This window comes from Thioalkalivibrio sp. ALE11, assembly GCF_000381205.1.
Taxonomy (GTDB): domain Bacteria; phylum Pseudomonadota; class Gammaproteobacteria; order Ectothiorhodospirales; family Ectothiorhodospiraceae; genus Thioalkalivibrio.
Genome location: NZ_KB906186.1, coordinates 1 through 16,507 on the forward strand (window position 1 = coordinate 1; position 16,507 = coordinate 16,507).

Below are 16,507 nucleotides of genomic sequence, written 5' to 3' on the forward strand. Positions count from 1 at the left end.
GGCCAGGCTGCGCCAGCTGCAAGGGATCTACACCTCCCGCAAGCGGGTTCTGCGGGTGATGCGCGAGCACGGGCTGCTCGCCCCGTACCGGGCCCGGCGCAACCTCGGCCCCGATGTGCACGACGGCACCATCATCACGGAGGCGCCGAACCGGATGTGGGCGACCGATGCCACCGCGACGTTCCTGCCGGAGTGCGGGCAGGTGACGGTCTTCGCCGTCGTGGACCACTACAACGCCGAGTGCCTGGGGATCCACGCGGCCCGCCCTGGGACCCGCTTCGAGGCGCTGGAGCCGCTGCGCCAGGCAGTGCGAAGGATCTTCGGGGGATTTCACCAGGGTATCGCTGCCGGCTTGGCCCTGCGCCACGACCATGGCAGCCAATACCTGAGCGATGTCTTCCAGCAGGAGTTGCGCTTCCTCGGCCTCGAGTCCTCGCCGGCGTTCGTCTACGCCCCGGAGGGCAACGGCGTCATCGAGAGGTTCTTCCGCACCCTCAAGGAGCAGCTGCTCTGGTGCCATGGGGCCCGCAACGTGGCGGAGCTCAACGAGGCCCTGCAGCGCTGGAAAGAGCAATATAACCAAGGTTGGCTGCTGGAGCGCCATGGGTTCCGGTCGCCGGCGCAGGTCCGCGCCGACTACCTTGAAACTATGCCGGTGGCGGCATGATCATGCTTACGGGGTGTCCAGGAATCCGGGTGCGGTACAAGTTGTGCCTAACTCGTTGTAGATGACTGTTCGGTTAGGCAATCTGTAGGGGCGGATGGCGCCTCTGAAGAGCAAAACAGCCGAGTATGCAACAAGAGATGCCAACCTACGGACTGACCGCACAGCTAGTCATAGAGTTCGTTTGCCGTGCAGGTAAGCCTTCCATGCCTTCAGAGGGACGTTAGATTGGCCCATCGCGCAAGCTTTTGCCAGGTCAACCGAAAGCGACCGCATGCGGCACCTGAGAGCACGGCGCCAGGAGACGCGAGATGAGCAGTAAATCTGAGGATACGCATCGCCCCGATTACCAGGTAGAGCTAAACAAGCTCCGTAGTCGTCTCCTGGACCTCTCTGCTCGTAACCGCTTGTTGAATTACCCACATCCGAGGGGACGTTCGCTTCGGTTCATCGAGACAGACCCGGTGTGGTTATACGATCGTCTTCTATCTGGAAATTCAGTTCGCGTCCAACACGTTCCTGCGCCGCCCCGTGGGCAGGCACTGGAGCGAGAATGGCCCGATTGGGTGGCTAATAATGGCCGCGACGTAAAGCCGAAAGCGCACGAGTGGGCGAAGTTCAAGGGGTATCGGACCGACTACGAACTGAGTGAGCTATATAAAACCAGTCGTGGTGAGGGGCGCGGCCGGCGTGGCGCGCACGTACAAACCCTCATGTATCCGGAAGATCTGGAGCGTCAGGTGAGCCGGATAGCGCAGCTTGCGCGCACGGCCATAGAGGACTCCGGCGCGAATATCCTGTACGTTGCGTTCGGCTTTCTCGGTTGGCAAGACCAAGCCGGATCCAGCACGTACTTTGCTCCTTTGCTGTTGGTCCCGGTTCAGCTAAAAAGAGGTGGTTACGACGACGAGACCCGCCGGAAAATCTACTCGATTCAGTACACCGGTGAGGATATTCAGACGAATCTTTCGCTAAAGCAGAAGCTGGACAGGGATTTTGGCCTCAACCTTCCGGAGCTAGAGGATGACGACAACGTACAGTCCTATCTCCGGAATTGCAGCGACTTGCTTAAGGCAAAACCCGATTGGACCATCAAGCATTTCGTGTCGTTGGGATTCTTCCAGTTTGGCAAGCTTTTGCTCTATCTCGATCTCGACCCAGAGAGGTGGCCCTCATCAAGCCGCCTGGACCAGCATCGGGTGGTTTCGAAGGTTCTCGGTGGTGGGAGTGGGGAAAGCGATTTCGAGTACTCCGCACAATACAGCCCAGATCAGATCGAGTCGGCCGCTCCTGAATTCCGGCTCGTCCATAGCGCGGATAGCTCTCAACACAGCGTGGTGGTGGATTCGGCGAGAGGCAGTGATCTGGTGGTTGAGGGACCGCCCGGCACAGGCAAATCACAAACGATCACGAATATCATCGGGGTGGCTCTCAAGAAGGGGCAGTCGGTGTTGTTCGTATCCGAGAAGATGGCGGCGTTGGATGTCGTGCGGACCCGAATGGACGCGATCGGTCTCGGTGATTTCTGTTTGGAGCTTCACTCCCACCGGACACAACGCTCGAAGCTCCTCAAGGATATTGAGAGCCGTATCCAGCGAGGTAACGCATTTGCCGAGCCCAAGGGTCTAGAGCGAGAGGTTGATCGTTACGAGAGGCTACGAGACCGCCTGAACGCCTACGCTCGTCTGATCAACCAGGACGTTCCGGGGTTCGATTTCTCCGTGCATGAGTTGCTGTGGTCGGTCAGCCGTCTAAGGAACGGCGGTGACGCTGATGCAGGAATAACGGACGATGTGCCTGAAAGCGCGGAGCGTTTGACCCAGAGGCAACTGGACGATGCGGTTGAACGACTCAACGCGATACTGGCGCGCCGTCGTATCGTGCAGGAAGAGTTCCCGGAGTTGAAGGAGCACCCGCTCCAGGGACTGGCGTTGAATCCTGAGGCTGAGTCGATTTGGGAGCCCCATGCAGAAAGGCTACGAACCATACTGCGTCATATGGAATCTCTACGCGATGCCGTTGGGCGGCTATCGGCGCGCTCGGACGCAGACATACCGGACACTGTCGAGGAATTAGGGTCCGCGACGATTCTCTCCCGGGCGTTGGCCAACCCCGAAAAAACAGAGGCGTCGGTCCAATTGGGAACGTTGGTCGATGGTCAGCGTGCAGCCGATGATTTTCTTTCCTATCTCGAAGATGAACGGCGTCTCTCCGAGGCACGAAATACCGCCAGTGCCATATGGAAGAATGATGTTCTAGACGAACCGAGGACTCTCGCGAGACGGTGCGAGTCCATTCGTGCCCTTGGGGAAGGGATTTTCGAGGCTACGGCTCTTAGCATAGAGGGTTTACAGCTCGTTGCAGACTCAGCCCGGGGCGTTGCCGAGATATTCGCCGAGAACAGCGAAGATTTTACGCGCATGCAGCAAATCCTGGATGTCACGGTTCCAAGAGGGGTCGTTGGGCTGAGGGCTGCTGATGAGTTCTTTGACCTCCTAGCGGAAATGCCCAGCGATGCATTGGACCAGCGGTCGAAACCTCTGGAGAGCATTCACGATGTGGAGCCGATGCAACGGCTTGCGCAGGAGCAAAAGTCGCTCAACCGTGATGTTGCATCCCTTGATTTACGGTTTCTTGTCGAGGAAGCGCGGAAGACCCCTTCGCTCGCCGCGGCCGCAGAGCTGATCGGTCAGAAAGCGCTGGTTCTGGGGGTCTTCGACAGTGAGTGGCGAGCAGCCAATAGGTTGTACAAATCTCTGAGTCGTGGAAAGCCGTTGCTACGCTCGTCTAAGAAACGGGCTGCTGATCTCCGGGAACTGGAATCACTGAGTGAACGGCTCACATCCTTTGAAAGAAACCCCGACTACACGGGGCTGCTTGGGAAAGCCTTCAACGGGTTGGACACGCCGGTAGACGACTATGTGCGTCTGGTCGAATGGTACGGGAAGGTGCGGGCATGGGCAGGACGCTGGTTTCAACATGCGCCTACCGTGATCCAGTCCGTCATGCGGATTGATGTAGACGCCGCAGGGGAGCTGCGCGAACTGGAGGACGCTGGCCTTCGTAAGGTCATTCAGCAGGCGATCTGGTACCTGGAGCAGATGCAGCATGCAGCGGGCGAATACCTCTCCGAGGACTGGTTCGGTTCCTGGGAGCAGGGTGCGTCAGTTGCGGACCGCCTTAGCGCGACTCTGCACGGAAACCTTCCGGATATCCGTAACGCACTGCGCGGAGAGGAGGTGAAGCCCGCGGATGCGTTTGAAGCAGCGAAACCCTATTTGAGGATCCTTGGCAGCGTAGAACACCAAGAGCGTCGCAGGCTTTACCTTGCGGTTACACCGCCTCTGAGGGCTTTGGATGAAAAGATCCTGGAAGCGTTATCGGCGGCCGCGACGTTTAGCGGTGCCGTGTGGGATACCCGTACGCCGGATGAAGCACGACTGATTCTTCAGCAACGGAAAGACGGTCATGCCGTTGCGCCACTTCTGTATGCGCTCAAGGAAACAGACTCTCTACTGGAGAACTACGCCAGCGAGTGCGGGCCATCCATTAAATTACTTGGTGTCAGGGAGTGGTTCTGTAGGCAGCCGCTGGCTGATGCACCTTTCACAACGGTGATCAAGCGCGTGGAGAAAGCACTTCAGGGAGAGGCCAGCTTCGGTGCGTGGAGGGACTTCGTTCTTTCCTTGCATCCTCGTGGGGACCCTGCCGTGCCTTGGCCGCAACTGGGTAATGGCTTGATGGTAGGTGAGCTTGCGGATGAGCAGGCCAAGGCCACTCTGAAGCTTGGTCTACTATCGAGTGTGGCGAACCGTTTGGTCCAGGATCACGAGGTCCTCCGGGATTTCGAGAGCTTGGAGCACGAGGATTTGAGGCGGAACCTGAAAGACGTGGACGAGCGTCTGCGGGAGCTCCATCGCGAGGAGATCGCGGCTGCGGCGGCACAGCGGCGCCCGCCTGCGGGCAATGGGGTTGGCAAAGTGCGGGACTACACGGAAATGCACCTGCTGCGCCATGAGATTGGCAAGAAGCGTGGTCATGTGCCGATTAGGCGGCTTACGACCAGGGCGGGAGGCGCGCTAACTGCGCTCAAACCGTGCTTCATGATGAGTCCGTTGAGCGTAGCTCAGTACCTCACGCCTGGAGAGCTGGAGTTCGATCTCCTCATCATGGATGAGGCATCCCAGATGCGTCCGGAGGACGCGTTGGGTGCGATCGCACGCGCCAAGCAAGTGGTCGTCGTAGGTGACCCCAAACAGCTGCCGCCGACGAGCTTCTTTGATCGTCTGGAGGCTGAGGAGTCCGAGGACGAGGACGAAGAGACTGTTGTTGAGGGGAAGGAGAGCATTCTCGAATTGTTGATGCCGGCGCTCGGCCGTGTGCGCCAACTCAACTGGCATTATCGGTCGCAGCACGAGTCGCTGATCGCCTTTTCTAATTACAAGTTCTACGACGACCGGCTTTGGGTGTTCCCGTCGCCCAAACAGGATGCCACCTCCGGATCGCTCGGTATCACCTACCAGTACGTGAAAGAAGGTGAGTATTCGAAACAGACGAATCTTCCGGAAGCGCAGGAAGTGTTGCGCGGAGTGCTGCGAGAGATCCGAGGCTCTCGCGGGAGGCGTACGGTCGGCGTTGTGGCAATGAACTCGCAGCAGGCGGAGCTGTTGAGCGATGAATGGGCACGCCTGATTCGAGAGCACCCCGAGCAGGAGGCGCTGATCGACGCGTGGGCGGAGCGGAATGAGCCTTTTTTTATCAAGAACCTGGAGAACGTGCAGGGCGATGAGCGGGATGTGATATTCATCTCTCTGACCTATGGAAAGGATCGCAACGGTCACGTGTTCCAGCGGTTTGGCCCGATCAACCAGCGCAATGGCTGGCGGCGGCTCAACGTTCTGTTCACACGCGCCAAGCAGAATATGGCCGTCTATTCATCGATGCGCTCGACGGAGGTCACTCCAAGCCCTGGGAACGTTGGTGCCACTGCCTTACGCGACTTCCTGGAGTATTGCGAAAAGGGCGGAGTGCTCTCGGAACCTGTGGCCGACTCCGGTCGCGAACCGGATAGCCCGTTCGAGGTTGAAGTGGCGGAAGCCCTGAATCGGCATGGTTACGTCGCAGTTCCGCAGGTTGGTGTGGCTGGATTCTACATCGACATTGGCGTACGTCATCCAGAGTTCGGTGAGGAGTTTATCCTTGGAGTGGAGTGTGACGGGGCTACCTATCACTCCGCGAAGTCAGCCAGGGATCGGGACCACCTCAGACAGGAGATTCTGGAAGGCCTCGGTTGGCGCATACATCGCATCTGGTCCGCGGACTGGTATAACCGGCGCGATCGTGAGATACGCCGTCTTGTCGATGCCGTTAATAGCAGCTACGCCAAAGCGGCCGAGGCGCTTGAGAAGCGCGAACAGGTGCCGTCGCGTACTATTGATATTGGTGTGAAAGGGGCCGGCGAAGACGCGCAGGTCCAAGAACCAGCACCAACTCATGATGCGCTCCGGGAAAAGGGTGCTGCGATTGAACAGGCCGAGGCGGGTGAGCTCGAAGAGAGCTTGCGTCGCTTGCGAAAGACCATCGACGACGATTTTCCGGACGTTCCCGAGGACCGCAAATTGCTGCGTGAAGACATCATCCGTTTGCTGGTGGAGCATCAGCCGGTCACGCGGGAGGCGTTCGCGAAGGCTGTTCCCTTACAGCTGCGTTCGTCCATTGATCGGGATCAGGCCAGGAATTATCTCGGTACCGTTCTGAGCCTTTGTGAAGATTCCGCCGGCTAGGAGGCGCTGATTAATGCCCCTGCAGCCGGCTCCATTGTCCGCCAATGCATTGTAGGAAGGACATGGTGCCGAGCGGCCTTTTGGGTGCCCTGAGACCGCCGTTTTGGCGGCCTCAGGGGCGTTGATCGATCCTGCAGACGCACTACCCCTGCGGCAGCAGCCCCCACCGTCTTGCGCGGTACAGGTTCGCCAGGGCGAACAGGCTGTGCAGCTGCGCGGTGTTCTTCCTGAGACCCTGGTAGCGCACCTTGTGGTACCCGAAGAGGTTCTTCACCACATGGAACGGATGCTCGACGATCGAACGTAACTGCGCCTTCTGCCCGATGTGATGGTTGTAAAGGAGCTGGTAGTCCCGGAGGGTGTATTGCAGATGCGCCCCCGAGTCGAAGCGTCGGGTGCGCAGCAAGTCGGCGATCCGGCCGTTGAAGCGCTCCACCAGTCCGTTGCCGTTGGTCTGGGGACGCTTCGGCCGGATCAGACGATGCTCGATCCCGTGGTCGGCGCACAGCCGGTCGAACGGACGGCGCCCCGCGGGCTCGCGCTCCCCGGTGGCCGCAAAGCGGTCCGTGAACTCCTTGCCGTTGTCCGTGGCCACCTGCGTGACATGGAACGGCGGCCGCTCGATCAGCTTCTTCAGAAAACCGCGCGAGGACTCGTCGGCCATCTGGGGCAGGTACTTCACGTCCACGTGCACAAAGCCCGGCACGTAGTCCTTGAGCGGCTTGTGGCCCGGCTCGACGGGCTCGCCGGCCTGCTCGTGCTTGAGCGCCTGCAGGTCACTGACACCGTGGCGGCGCAGGCAGCGGTCCAGCGCCGCCCGGCTGAGGTCCGGGTTCAGAAACTCGCGCGCCACGATCAACAGGTCGTCCAGCGACAGCAGGGCGACCTCCCGGACCTGGACCACGATCGCTTCCTGTTCTGCCGTGAGCGTCGTGTGCATCTCTTCGGACGATGGGTCCGGTCTTCCACCTCGGTGCGCCGGCAGCGCCACTTGCGCACAGTCATGCGGCTGATGCTGTAGCGTCGGGCCAGTTCCGGATCGCTGACGCCCGCCGTGCCGCCTGCAGTTCCTGCCGGATCCGGGGTGTGGTGCGGTACACCGCTTGCGCCGCGTCCGTTTCTTGGGCTGGTGTATCGCACAGGACCACGGGAAGAAAAAAGTGGAGGTCATTAGCCCATATCCGATCGTCGCATGGGCGGGGCTACATGCAGGTCAAATAAGCTTCTTCTTATGCACGGTGGTACTCCGCGAGTGGTGCATAATGCATTCTGAGAGCTACTTTGACGCGAGCCATTAGAAAACCGGGAATGCTGACGATATGTGCGCCCGAATTACACTGAGTGTCAGCAACGAACAGGAAAATAATGCGTTATAAGGGGAGAAGCAGAGATTCCGAGGTGATGAGAGCACAATGTCAAGGTGGTGCTCAGGGATCCGAATTCATGGCGGTATCCGCCGAGCAGCCCAGGCCGAAACCGCCCGCGGACACTCTTCGCGACCGGTGGTTCCTGCCCCGGATTGCCCGCGGCGCGTTGCCATATCCGGGCGGCCTTTCCGTCGTCGTGACCGTCGCCGCCCTTCCGGAGCGCGGCCACGACCCAGTCATCGAGTCCCAACGCATGGCCGATCCGGGCAGCGGCATCGCCAACCCGGGCATTGTGCGTCTTCAACGGCTCGGCCTTGCGAGCCAGACGGGTGAGGTCCGTTTCGGCCTGGAGTGCGAGTTCTCCGGCTCGACGGCGCGCGTACACCCACCAGCGGGGCTCGGCATCCTCATCGTCCTCATCGTGCAGAGGGACCCACCATTGGACGGCGCCGTCCACCCATTCCGGCAGGTCCTCGGGATGCTCCCCCGCGGTTTTCTCGAACCGCAGGGCGTCTCCGTCGTCGGCGAGATCGGCAACGGGTTTACCGGCTTTTCGGGCGTCCAGAAATCCGGCTTCGGACAGTCCACCCACTTCGGCGGGCAGTACGAGCGTCCCGTAAGCGAGCGTCGCAGCCAGCCCCTGGCTGTCGGGCGTGACCTCGAACCGGCCGAAGCTGCCATCCGGCCGTACCAAGACACCCTCGAAACCGCCCGTTGTCTCCGCCATCTTCGCCAGTTCCTTGCCCGCCGCTATCGCGGGAATCCTCAGCGTTTCGCGCGGCCGGGGCGGCAGGATCGTGAGGGCGTCCTGACAGGCGCCAGGGCCCTGCTCGAGCAGCAGACCCAGATCGGCGCGCCACAGGACATGTACTTCCGCGGTTTCCGGCTCGTCGGATATGCCACGGAGGAGAGGCGCCACCGGTGGAAGCCCGATCCCGGCGCTGGTCCCTGCGAGCAGCTCGATGCGGTCGTGTTCGAGTGGTGTGAATAGCGGGGCGGGTGAGGAAGCCTCCTGAATCGACTCAATGGGAACGCCCAGGAGGTCCATCGGAGCGAGGTTGGGCAGCCTCTGGAGGAGTTCCAGTGTTCTTTCGCAGGCGGCCGCGTAGCGATGCTTCCATCCGCTGTTGTTGGCCTTGTAGTCGGTATCCTCGGGCGTGTAAACGATCGTCACGCCACTGACGGAGTGCGATCCAGCACGGTTGAGGCGGCCCAGACGCTGGATGACGGTGTCCATGGGCGCCAGATCCATGATCATGTCATCGGCATCGAGGTCGACACCCACTTCCGCGGCCGCCGTGGCCACCAGATATACCGGTTCGCCGCCAGGTGGCTCCGTGTCCGGTTCGGAAAAGCATTTCCACAGCGGGCTGTCGGTCAGGGCCTCGCGTTCGGCGCCGCGCAGCGTCCCCGTGAAAAGTCCCACGCGATCGCCGCTGTCCGTACCCAGCGCCTTGAGCAGTTCATGATGGAGGCGCTGCGCTTCCTGAGCCGAACGGGTAAACAGCAGGGTCTTGCCGGTTTCCCGTGCCAGTGCCTGGATGACCATCGTCTCCCGCCACTGGGCTTTGCCTTCCACCTTCCGGAGGTGGAACCGTTTCACGGCCCGCAGGCGCCTCCCGAGAACCGGGTCTGCTTCATCGGCGGATTCAAGCGTCGCCTCGCCCACCTCCCTTGGGGTCGCCGACACGGTCATTGCGCGGAAGCCATGACGGGTCGGGCGCTGCTGAAGCTGCTCGACCTGACGGAGGGTTTGGGCAAAGGCCGGGCTGAGGTGCGACTCGTCAAGCACGACGGTGGTGTCGACCCCGAGAAGCCCGGCGTGCAGGGCTCGGCGACTTCGGCCATCGCCGTACCCCGAAAAAAGGAGACGGGAACCGATCATGTCCACGGTGCCGACGAGGACGGCGGGCCGGGCGGGGTCAAGCCGCCACTCGCCGCTGTCCATCAGCCCGCCCCGCAGGGTGCCGATCGCGACCGGCCCCGCATCCGGGTGCCGGAAGGCCGCTTTTCCTGCCAGCCCCTCCCGTGCCTCGTTCATCTCAGCCAGAGCGTCGATCCACGTCTGTAGCTGCGCGGTCGTCTGGTCCACGATGGCGCGGCGGTCCACAACGTACACCAGACGCCGAGGCAGCGGCGCCCCGGCGGCCAATGCCAGAAGGTAGAGCGGAACGACCGACGTTTTTCCTGTGCCGGTCGGCAGTGCCAGCTCATCGGGGATCTCGCCGTCCAGCAACCGTGCGAAGCAGCGGCGTTGCCAGGGATAGGGTGAGCGCCCGGTTATCGCTTCAAAATCGTCGATTGTTACTGGCATGGGTTTGCTTCCTTTCCCCAGTCGCTACGTCAAACGTACCCGAAGGCGCATCCGTCCGAAACATTCGCAGGTTGCTCCACCACCCCTGCCGGGTGCAAACCGCGCGCGGTAACCGAGATGCATACAGCCAAGCCCCGGGGCCCATGGAAATCCCGGAAGGCAGAAGCCCCGCCGCCCCTGCCGTAAATGATTCACGGCGAGCCGGCGGCCCTCCGCTGCTGGTCCACTTCCCGATAGATCCACATATGCCTCTCAGCCCCGGGGCTACCACCTTGCTGTTGCGTCCCAGCTCCGGTCGAATGTTGTCGAGCTTCCGGCCCAGCACCCGTGAATCCTCGCCTGCGAGCGACCCAACCCGCGCAAAGCACTGATCTGATATGGTTCTTCACTGGGCCGCTGCTTGTCGAGCTTCATCGCTACACCTGAATGAAGTTGGGATGAGGGCCGCCCATTCCACGGCAGCAGCTGGTACACCGTACCCGGATTTAAGCATTATAGATATCCTTAGAATGCAGAAGATGGTTTCTGGTTTGGTCAGGCCATTTAAAGACACTCAGCACCAGACGAAACGGAGTCAGATGATGTCAGACTATGATGATGAACCTCGCTTCTCCCGAAGCGGGTCTTCCCATCCGGATGGCAAGGCCACAGAAGAAATAAAAGTAAAATTACCGGAGGAGCTCAAGACCGCAATCGCCAGTCTTGCCGCCGTTCATGGTAAAACAACGAGCGAATACGTTCGGGACCGGTTGACCCAGTTTGTTTATGGGGAGCTCCATGTTATGCGATCCCGATCCAGCCACGACTGAGCTCCTCGGTTTTCCTTATCCTCCTTTTGGGCTTGTGGTCCACCAGGTTACAAAGGCCGCCATTGCACCTAAAAAACCCGGACCTCCAAGCCCATAGGAGCCGGCACCGTCATGCAGAATTGTTACTATTAATACAACCCCTAGGCCGGCGACTGCTGACAAAATAAACCGATTGACGGCCCTCATAATCGTTCCTCGTCTCGAGCCGAAGTATGGGCGTGAAGGTCACTGGTCTCGAAATTGGCCACTCGGCCGATGCAAGGTTTCTCCGTGCAGCCACCTTCCGCTATTTGCATTGATCACAAAATCCTACCTCTGGAACCTTGCGTCCACTTGGGCGCGCCTTCAGGTAGAAATTAAGGCGTGATTGACCAGGATTTCAATGGACCCAACGGGGAGAGAATAGGGACCAAATAGGGGCTGCCTGCCTGTGCGTATCACGATGCGCGATTGTGGAGGAATGGCAGGCATAAGGAGAAAATGATGGCTGGGGAAGCGGTACAGAGAGGCTGGGCCGGTATCTCCACTCTGCGTGGATCCGGTGGACGCTGCGGCGCAACTGAGACCCTGATGTTTCCCGGATTGAAGCCGGTTTCGATCCGATGCAGAGAGCAGCTATTTTGCCCAATACTTTGGGCACTGATCGTTGCCGCCGACATGGCTTTGTGCCCTGATGGGTGATGGTTTATGAACGCGATCGGATGTCAAGCCCCTGAAATTCAGGAACCCGTTTGCTCTATTTTTATCCAGACATGGCTCGCTCAGGCTGCTGGGCGGTGCTCACCTGGGCCGGTTTCTGATGGTCGTGGCGCGGGAGCAACCAATGCCGGTTGAACCACTCTTTGAATGCCACCAGCTCACAACGCAGCTCCTCGTCAATCTCGAACCGCTGGATCCACAGCAACTGCTCCTTGAGGGTACGGATCAAACGCTCTGCGTTCCCGTTCCCCCGCGGCGAGCGCACGAAGCTTGGACTCGACTCGATTCCGAGAAACGCCAGCTCGTCCTGGAAATGGCCACTGATGTACTGCGTGCGGCGCGTTTTCGTGGATCAGAGTCAGCCTCTTGGTGACCCCTTGCCCCAAACCACCAAAATGCTCCCGAATGCCCTGATGAATCGGCTCCAGCGCCCCGTGGCGCGTGGCCGGGCGGGCAGCAGGAATACCGGCTACGTCTACCACGAAGTGATCGTTGCTCCGAAGCTGGTCGCCATCCCCTCGCCACTCAACGCCTTCCTCAACCCCCCTGTACACGTCTTTCGACAGTAATTCGCAGCCTCGTCGTTTGCCCCGGATTTGCGTCTGCTGGTTGGGCCATGAAAAGAGACTCAAAGGGACAACAAACCCCATGCGCACTCGTAGCATGTACGCTTGTTCTACGGACCCGCTGTGGAGAAGCGTAATGGATCATCAGACCCTTGGGGGCAATATGGGACGAGATACGGCAGATGGTGCAGGAAGGTCGGCCTTACGCCGAGATCAACGAGGCGATTTCCGCGAGGATGCTGCCGGGGCCACTCAAGCCGGGGAACCGAACGACCGCACGATAGCTGGCTCACCGATGGATCCCTGCGACCCGGCCCTTTCTGATCAAGCGGAGATGGGCCGCGCCTCTTCCGCCTCAACGACTCCTGGCCCAGAAGCGGCTTTAGACCCCGATTTCGTTGCGCTTACGCCTGAGGATGGCAAGGGGAAAACGACCGCGCAGTTATATGAAGAAGGGCTGCTACAGAGCCCGGGCGCACGCCAATACGGGTATGCGGCCAAAATTGGGGTGCTTCCCGGCTTTGTCGAAGGGGACCCAGAAGCCTGGCGGCTCGTAATGGAGGGACGGTCGGAGTGGGATCCTCGTGAAGAAGGAAACGGACATGAAACCTGATGGCGCCTTTCCCGCTGAAACCGCGGATCACGGACCCCAGACAGTCCGCGGCCCACGCGCCGCATGGCCATGGGGGCTGCTTCTCTGGACTATCCTGTTGATGGTTCCTTGGGTATCTGCCACAGCCGATCCCAGTCCGGGCCTCCCGCTCTACGAGCTGGCGGGCGAAGTGTCATTCCCGTTTCCGACCGAACCGAATCGGCTGGCCGATGTTTCCGAACATGGATCTCGGTTGGCAGTCTACCAATACAAAGACGAACGCTTTTCGATCGGCTACACGGCCACAGTCATGCTATCCCCCAACCCCGAGTGGATGGACGGTGATCCAGACGAATGGCTCTCAGACTACCTGTATGAAAGCCTCAAAGCTATGGATGGACGACTCCTTGATCAAGGGACACTCTCAATTCAGGGACGGCCCGCTCGCTACTTCACCGCTACGATGGGAGTCGTCGACCACGTGGCCTCGAGCCACACCGTCGCGGTTTTCGATCAAGGACGAATACACACTTGGGCACTTCAAGAAGTTCCGAGTATATCGGGACGCACAGGACAGGAGATTTTTGCCGCCAACCGTGATCAGCTACGTTTACCCGCTGAACCAGCGTTCCAAGGCCGATCAGGATCGTTTTTTCCACCACCGTTCTCTTCATTGCAGCTACCCACCGACGAAGAACATTACGAATCACTCGGCAGTGTTCGATTTCCATTTCCTGGAAAGCCCGAGATTGAGGCTCTTACTTTAGCGGAGGGTCAGGCGACCGCTGCGCAGTACGTTGAACCAAAGTCCGGCCGTGTCTACATGGGAATTCGATATGAAGGCTTGCCCAGTGTCCACGATCCCGTGGAAACCCTTTTGAGAGGAGCCCAGCAAGGCCAGCCGACGAGATCGGAAGGGGTGATTGATCTCGGAGATACCGTGGCGCGGTACGTGGTCTTCCCCAACCAATCCCCTTCGCGGGGTGGAACCTATACCTTGGCCTTTAAGCTCAATGGCGACGTGTACCAATGGTCACTTATGGGCCGCATGCAGGAAAGACACCCGGAATTGCGAGCGGAGTTCTTCGAAATGGCAAAGCAAATTCGAATCCGTTAACGGAATCGAACCATTGGACGGATGCAAGTACCTGGAGCGATTCAACCGTTTCCCAAGAGCCCCCAGCGATCTGTCCATCCGACACAGCAACGAATGAACCGGTCGCCGTTGTAGCCGAATGACTTTCAAAGATCCTTATATCGAACTCGAAGCGGTAGCGCAGTTGCACTACGGCCAATGGTCGCATGAAACGGAGAGGACAACACTCGGTGAGCTTCGAGCACTGAGCGGCTCTAACCCTATAAGAGTCAGTGACAATGCTCGTGGACCACTAGGAAGACTCTGGAACCCAGAAGCGTATGACAGCGAGTGGCCGGTGCTGATCGTGGGCGGTGTCTTCGTAGAAGACACATTCGTACCCCGTTTTGACATGCACTTCAAATGGGCACGCAGCCCCGCGCAGGTAGCGTATGAACACGTGGAGAATATCGATTGGATGCAGCGCGCGCCCCGCAATGGCGCCGGGTGCCAAGCCTACCGCAGGGCTATCTTTATAGAGTCGGCTGGTTATCCGCAATTCGTGGCCTTCGATCTTTCCTTTGAGGCTCGAATCCTGCAATACATGCCTACCCTTTGTGAAAGAAGCGGTCATAATTGGAAAGATTTAGGGAGCCTGAGTACACCTCAAACACTTTTGGATGGAGCAATCGCGGCATGCACTTTTTGCGGGTCGATTCTAATCGGCGAGGGATGGCACGAGGCCGGATGGGAACGACGCTGGATCCACGAGCCAACCTTCGAGTCTCTTCGATGGGCCGCGCTGCAACAGCCGCTCAGGGTGGATCTTCCGGAGGATTCAAGTGAGGGACGGCCGCATGGACAGAGATTTGCCCAATGGTTACGTAATCGAGGGCATCATGCGGAAACACGGGCCTGGCAAGCCCGTGCCTATGTGCACATGCTCCACCACAGGGATATCGATCACCGCGTTTCTTCTCTTGCGGCGTCTACGCTAGATTCGTTATGGCAATCATTCTCCTTGGAGGCGTCTATCTCCCACAAAACATCGAACTGGCGAGGTTTAATCTAATGAAGCAACCTTCCAACAAAGACGACTTTGCCACTAACGCCTACATAGCATTTGGGTTTCTCGCTCTCATCTCGCACCTGGGTGCAGCGATGACGGTTGGCGGGTGGCTGGGAACGTGGCTTGCCATATTGGGTGTGACCACACTCATGATAATGCAGGACGCAGCAACCAGGATCAAATCCGACGAATGAGAAGAGACCCAGTAAAGCGACCATCACTTGAACGAAGACGTCGATGGGGGCGGCTTTAAGAATAGTTGACTAAAAAGTATTATATGGGGGAGCAGAGGCTTTAAGGGGGGGGCATGCCTGCCGGATATCAAGGTCGGCGGGTGCAATAAATAAGTTTATCCAAAGGCTATCAAGTTTGGCCGATTCGGCATGTGGTTGGATGTTGTCTAAGATTGTGTCAGGGGGTCAGACGGGTGTGGACCGCGCTGCTCTTGATGTTGCGCGTGACCTCGGTGTGCCCTGTGGTGGTTGGTGTCCTGCGGATCGATGTGCTGAAGATGGCGTTATTCCGGAACGATACCCTGTTGATCCACTAGCAACGGGAGGGCGTCACAAGCGTACTGAGTGGAACGTGCGCGATTCTGACGGCACACTGATTCTTACCATTGGGGCACTGACGGGCGGCAGTCTGCTGACCCGCAATCTCGCTCGTAAGCACAAAAAACCTTATCTCATTGTTGACCTGGATTCATCGTTTGGTTCTCCTGAGATCGGCCTCTGGGTCGCGAGCGAGTGTATTGAAACGCTGAACGTCGCCGGTCCGTCAGAATCCACGTGCCCGGGTATTGAGGCGCGGGCATACCGGTTTCTGCACCATTTGGTGTCGTGGAGGATCGCTGCTTCTTCCTGTTCACGTGAGTGGTGAGGAATTCTATTCGGGAAAACCCGGAGCTTAGGTGTCAGGTCTCGCCTGATTGCATACCGCGAGAGAAGGTCCCCTGTTTCATGCCCGGGAGTGGATGAGTATTGTGCCCGATGAGCGAACGGGAGGCTGACCGCATGGCGAGTACGATCCATTCCAACGCCCGCACCACACCCCGGATCCGGCAGGAACTGCCGGAGGCGCCGGCCGGCGTCAGCGACCCGGAACTGGCCCGGCGCTACGGCATCAGTCGCATGACGGTGCGCAAGTGGCGCCGCCGGCGCACCGAGGTGGAAGACCGGACCCATCGTCCGAAGACGATGCACACGAGGCTCACGGCGGAACAGGAAACGATGGGGAAACGTGTAAAGGTTTGATTGTGAATGTCTAGATGTCGGGTCCCGGCTGATTGTATACACATTTACGAAATAAATCGGGGCGTTCCTGTTGCCAGGCCTTGAGTGTCTCAACCGGCGTTCGGTGCCCCAGCGCCTTCTGCCCGATCTGATGGTTGTACAGGCGCTGGTAGTCCTGGAGGGTGTCCTTCAGATGCTCTCCCGAGCCGAAGCGCCGGGTCCGCAGCAAGTCGGCGATGCGGCCGTTGAAGCGCTCCACCATCCCGTTGGTCTGCGGCCGTTTCGGCCGGATCAGACGATGCTCGATCCCGTGGTCGGCGCACAGCCGGTCGAACGG

Annotated in this window: 10 protein-coding genes and 2 pseudogenes; 7 read left to right on the forward strand and 5 right to left on the reverse strand. The window is 59.4% G+C overall.

Annotation, left to right across the window (positions count from 1 at the left end):
* Together F620_RS14475 and F620_RS0113115 are read left to right on the forward strand one after the other, a co-directional pair.
* The coding region (locus F620_RS14475; protein WP_019570918.1) for an IS3 family transposase at positions 1–667 on the forward strand (667 nt) is incomplete at its 5' end.
* A gap of 308 nt (positions 668–975) precedes the next feature.
* Positions 976–6,447 (forward strand): DUF4011 domain-containing protein, encoded by a 5,472-nt coding sequence (locus F620_RS0113115; RefSeq protein ID WP_231373913.1) that lies wholly within the window; start codon positions 976–978, stop codon positions 6,445–6,447.
* A gap of 142 nt (positions 6,448–6,589) precedes the next feature.
* Here the strand turns inward: F620_RS0113115 and F620_RS15245 are convergent.
* The 3 genes and pseudogenes from F620_RS15245 to cas3u form a co-directional block, all read right to left on the reverse strand.
* Positions 6,590–6,781 (reverse strand): annotated as a pseudogene (locus F620_RS15245) (transposase); the annotation flags it as partial.
* Positions 6,758–7,547 (reverse strand): annotated as a pseudogene (locus tag F620_RS15395) (integrase core domain-containing protein); the annotation flags it as partial. The pseudogenes F620_RS15245 and F620_RS15395, both read right to left, overlap by 24 nt.
* A 244-nt stretch (positions 7,548–7,791) precedes the next feature.
* The gene (gene cas3u, locus F620_RS0113125; RefSeq protein WP_019570921.1) at positions 7,792–10,128 is read right to left on the reverse strand and encodes a type I-U CRISPR-associated helicase/endonuclease Cas3; all 2,337 of its coding nucleotides are present in this window, start codon (positions 10,126–10,128) and stop codon (positions 7,792–7,794) included.
* Between the two features lie 509 nt (positions 10,129–10,637).
* On the opposite strand from cas3u, the gene F620_RS14930 reads away from it, so the two are divergent.
* A complete protein-coding gene (locus tag F620_RS14930) occupies positions 10,638–10,937 on the forward strand; it encodes a hypothetical protein (RefSeq protein ID WP_231373914.1) in 300 nt (99 codons plus the stop codon).
* A 742-nt stretch (positions 10,938–11,679) separates the two neighbouring features.
* Here F620_RS14930 and F620_RS14685 read toward each other — a convergent pair.
* On the reverse strand, positions 11,680–11,865 hold the full coding sequence (locus F620_RS14685; protein ID WP_019570922.1) for a hypothetical protein: 186 nt from the start codon (positions 11,863–11,865) through the stop codon (positions 11,680–11,682).
* 921 nt (positions 11,866–12,786) lie between these two features.
* On the opposite strand from F620_RS14685, the gene F620_RS15250 reads away from it, so the two are divergent.
* The 4 genes from F620_RS15250 (at position 12,787) to F620_RS0113150 (ending at position 16,191) form a co-directional block, all read left to right on the forward strand.
* The gene (locus F620_RS15250; protein ID WP_155987034.1) at positions 12,787–13,911 is read left to right on the forward strand and encodes a hypothetical protein; all 1,125 of its coding nucleotides are present in this window, start codon (positions 12,787–12,789) and stop codon (positions 13,909–13,911) included.
* Between the two features lie 118 nt (positions 13,912–14,029).
* The gene (locus F620_RS15255; protein ID WP_155987035.1) at positions 14,030–14,941 is read left to right on the forward strand and encodes a hypothetical protein; all 912 of its coding nucleotides are present in this window, start codon (positions 14,030–14,032) and stop codon (positions 14,939–14,941) included.
* Between the two features lie 390 nt (positions 14,942–15,331).
* Positions 15,332–15,817, forward strand: a complete 486-nt coding sequence (locus F620_RS14945; RefSeq protein WP_081621778.1) for a putative molybdenum carrier protein — start codon at positions 15,332–15,334, stop codon at positions 15,815–15,817.
* Positions 15,818–15,951: 134 nt separating this feature from the next.
* Positions 15,952–16,191, forward strand: a complete 240-nt coding sequence (locus F620_RS0113150) for a helix-turn-helix domain-containing protein (RefSeq protein WP_369773821.1) — start codon at positions 15,952–15,954, stop codon at positions 16,189–16,191.
* 10 nt (positions 16,192–16,201) lie between these two features.
* Here F620_RS0113150 and F620_RS0113155 read toward each other — a convergent pair.
* On the reverse strand, positions 16,202–16,507 hold a 306-nt coding region (locus tag F620_RS0113155), incomplete at its 5' end, for an integrase core domain-containing protein (protein WP_155987036.1).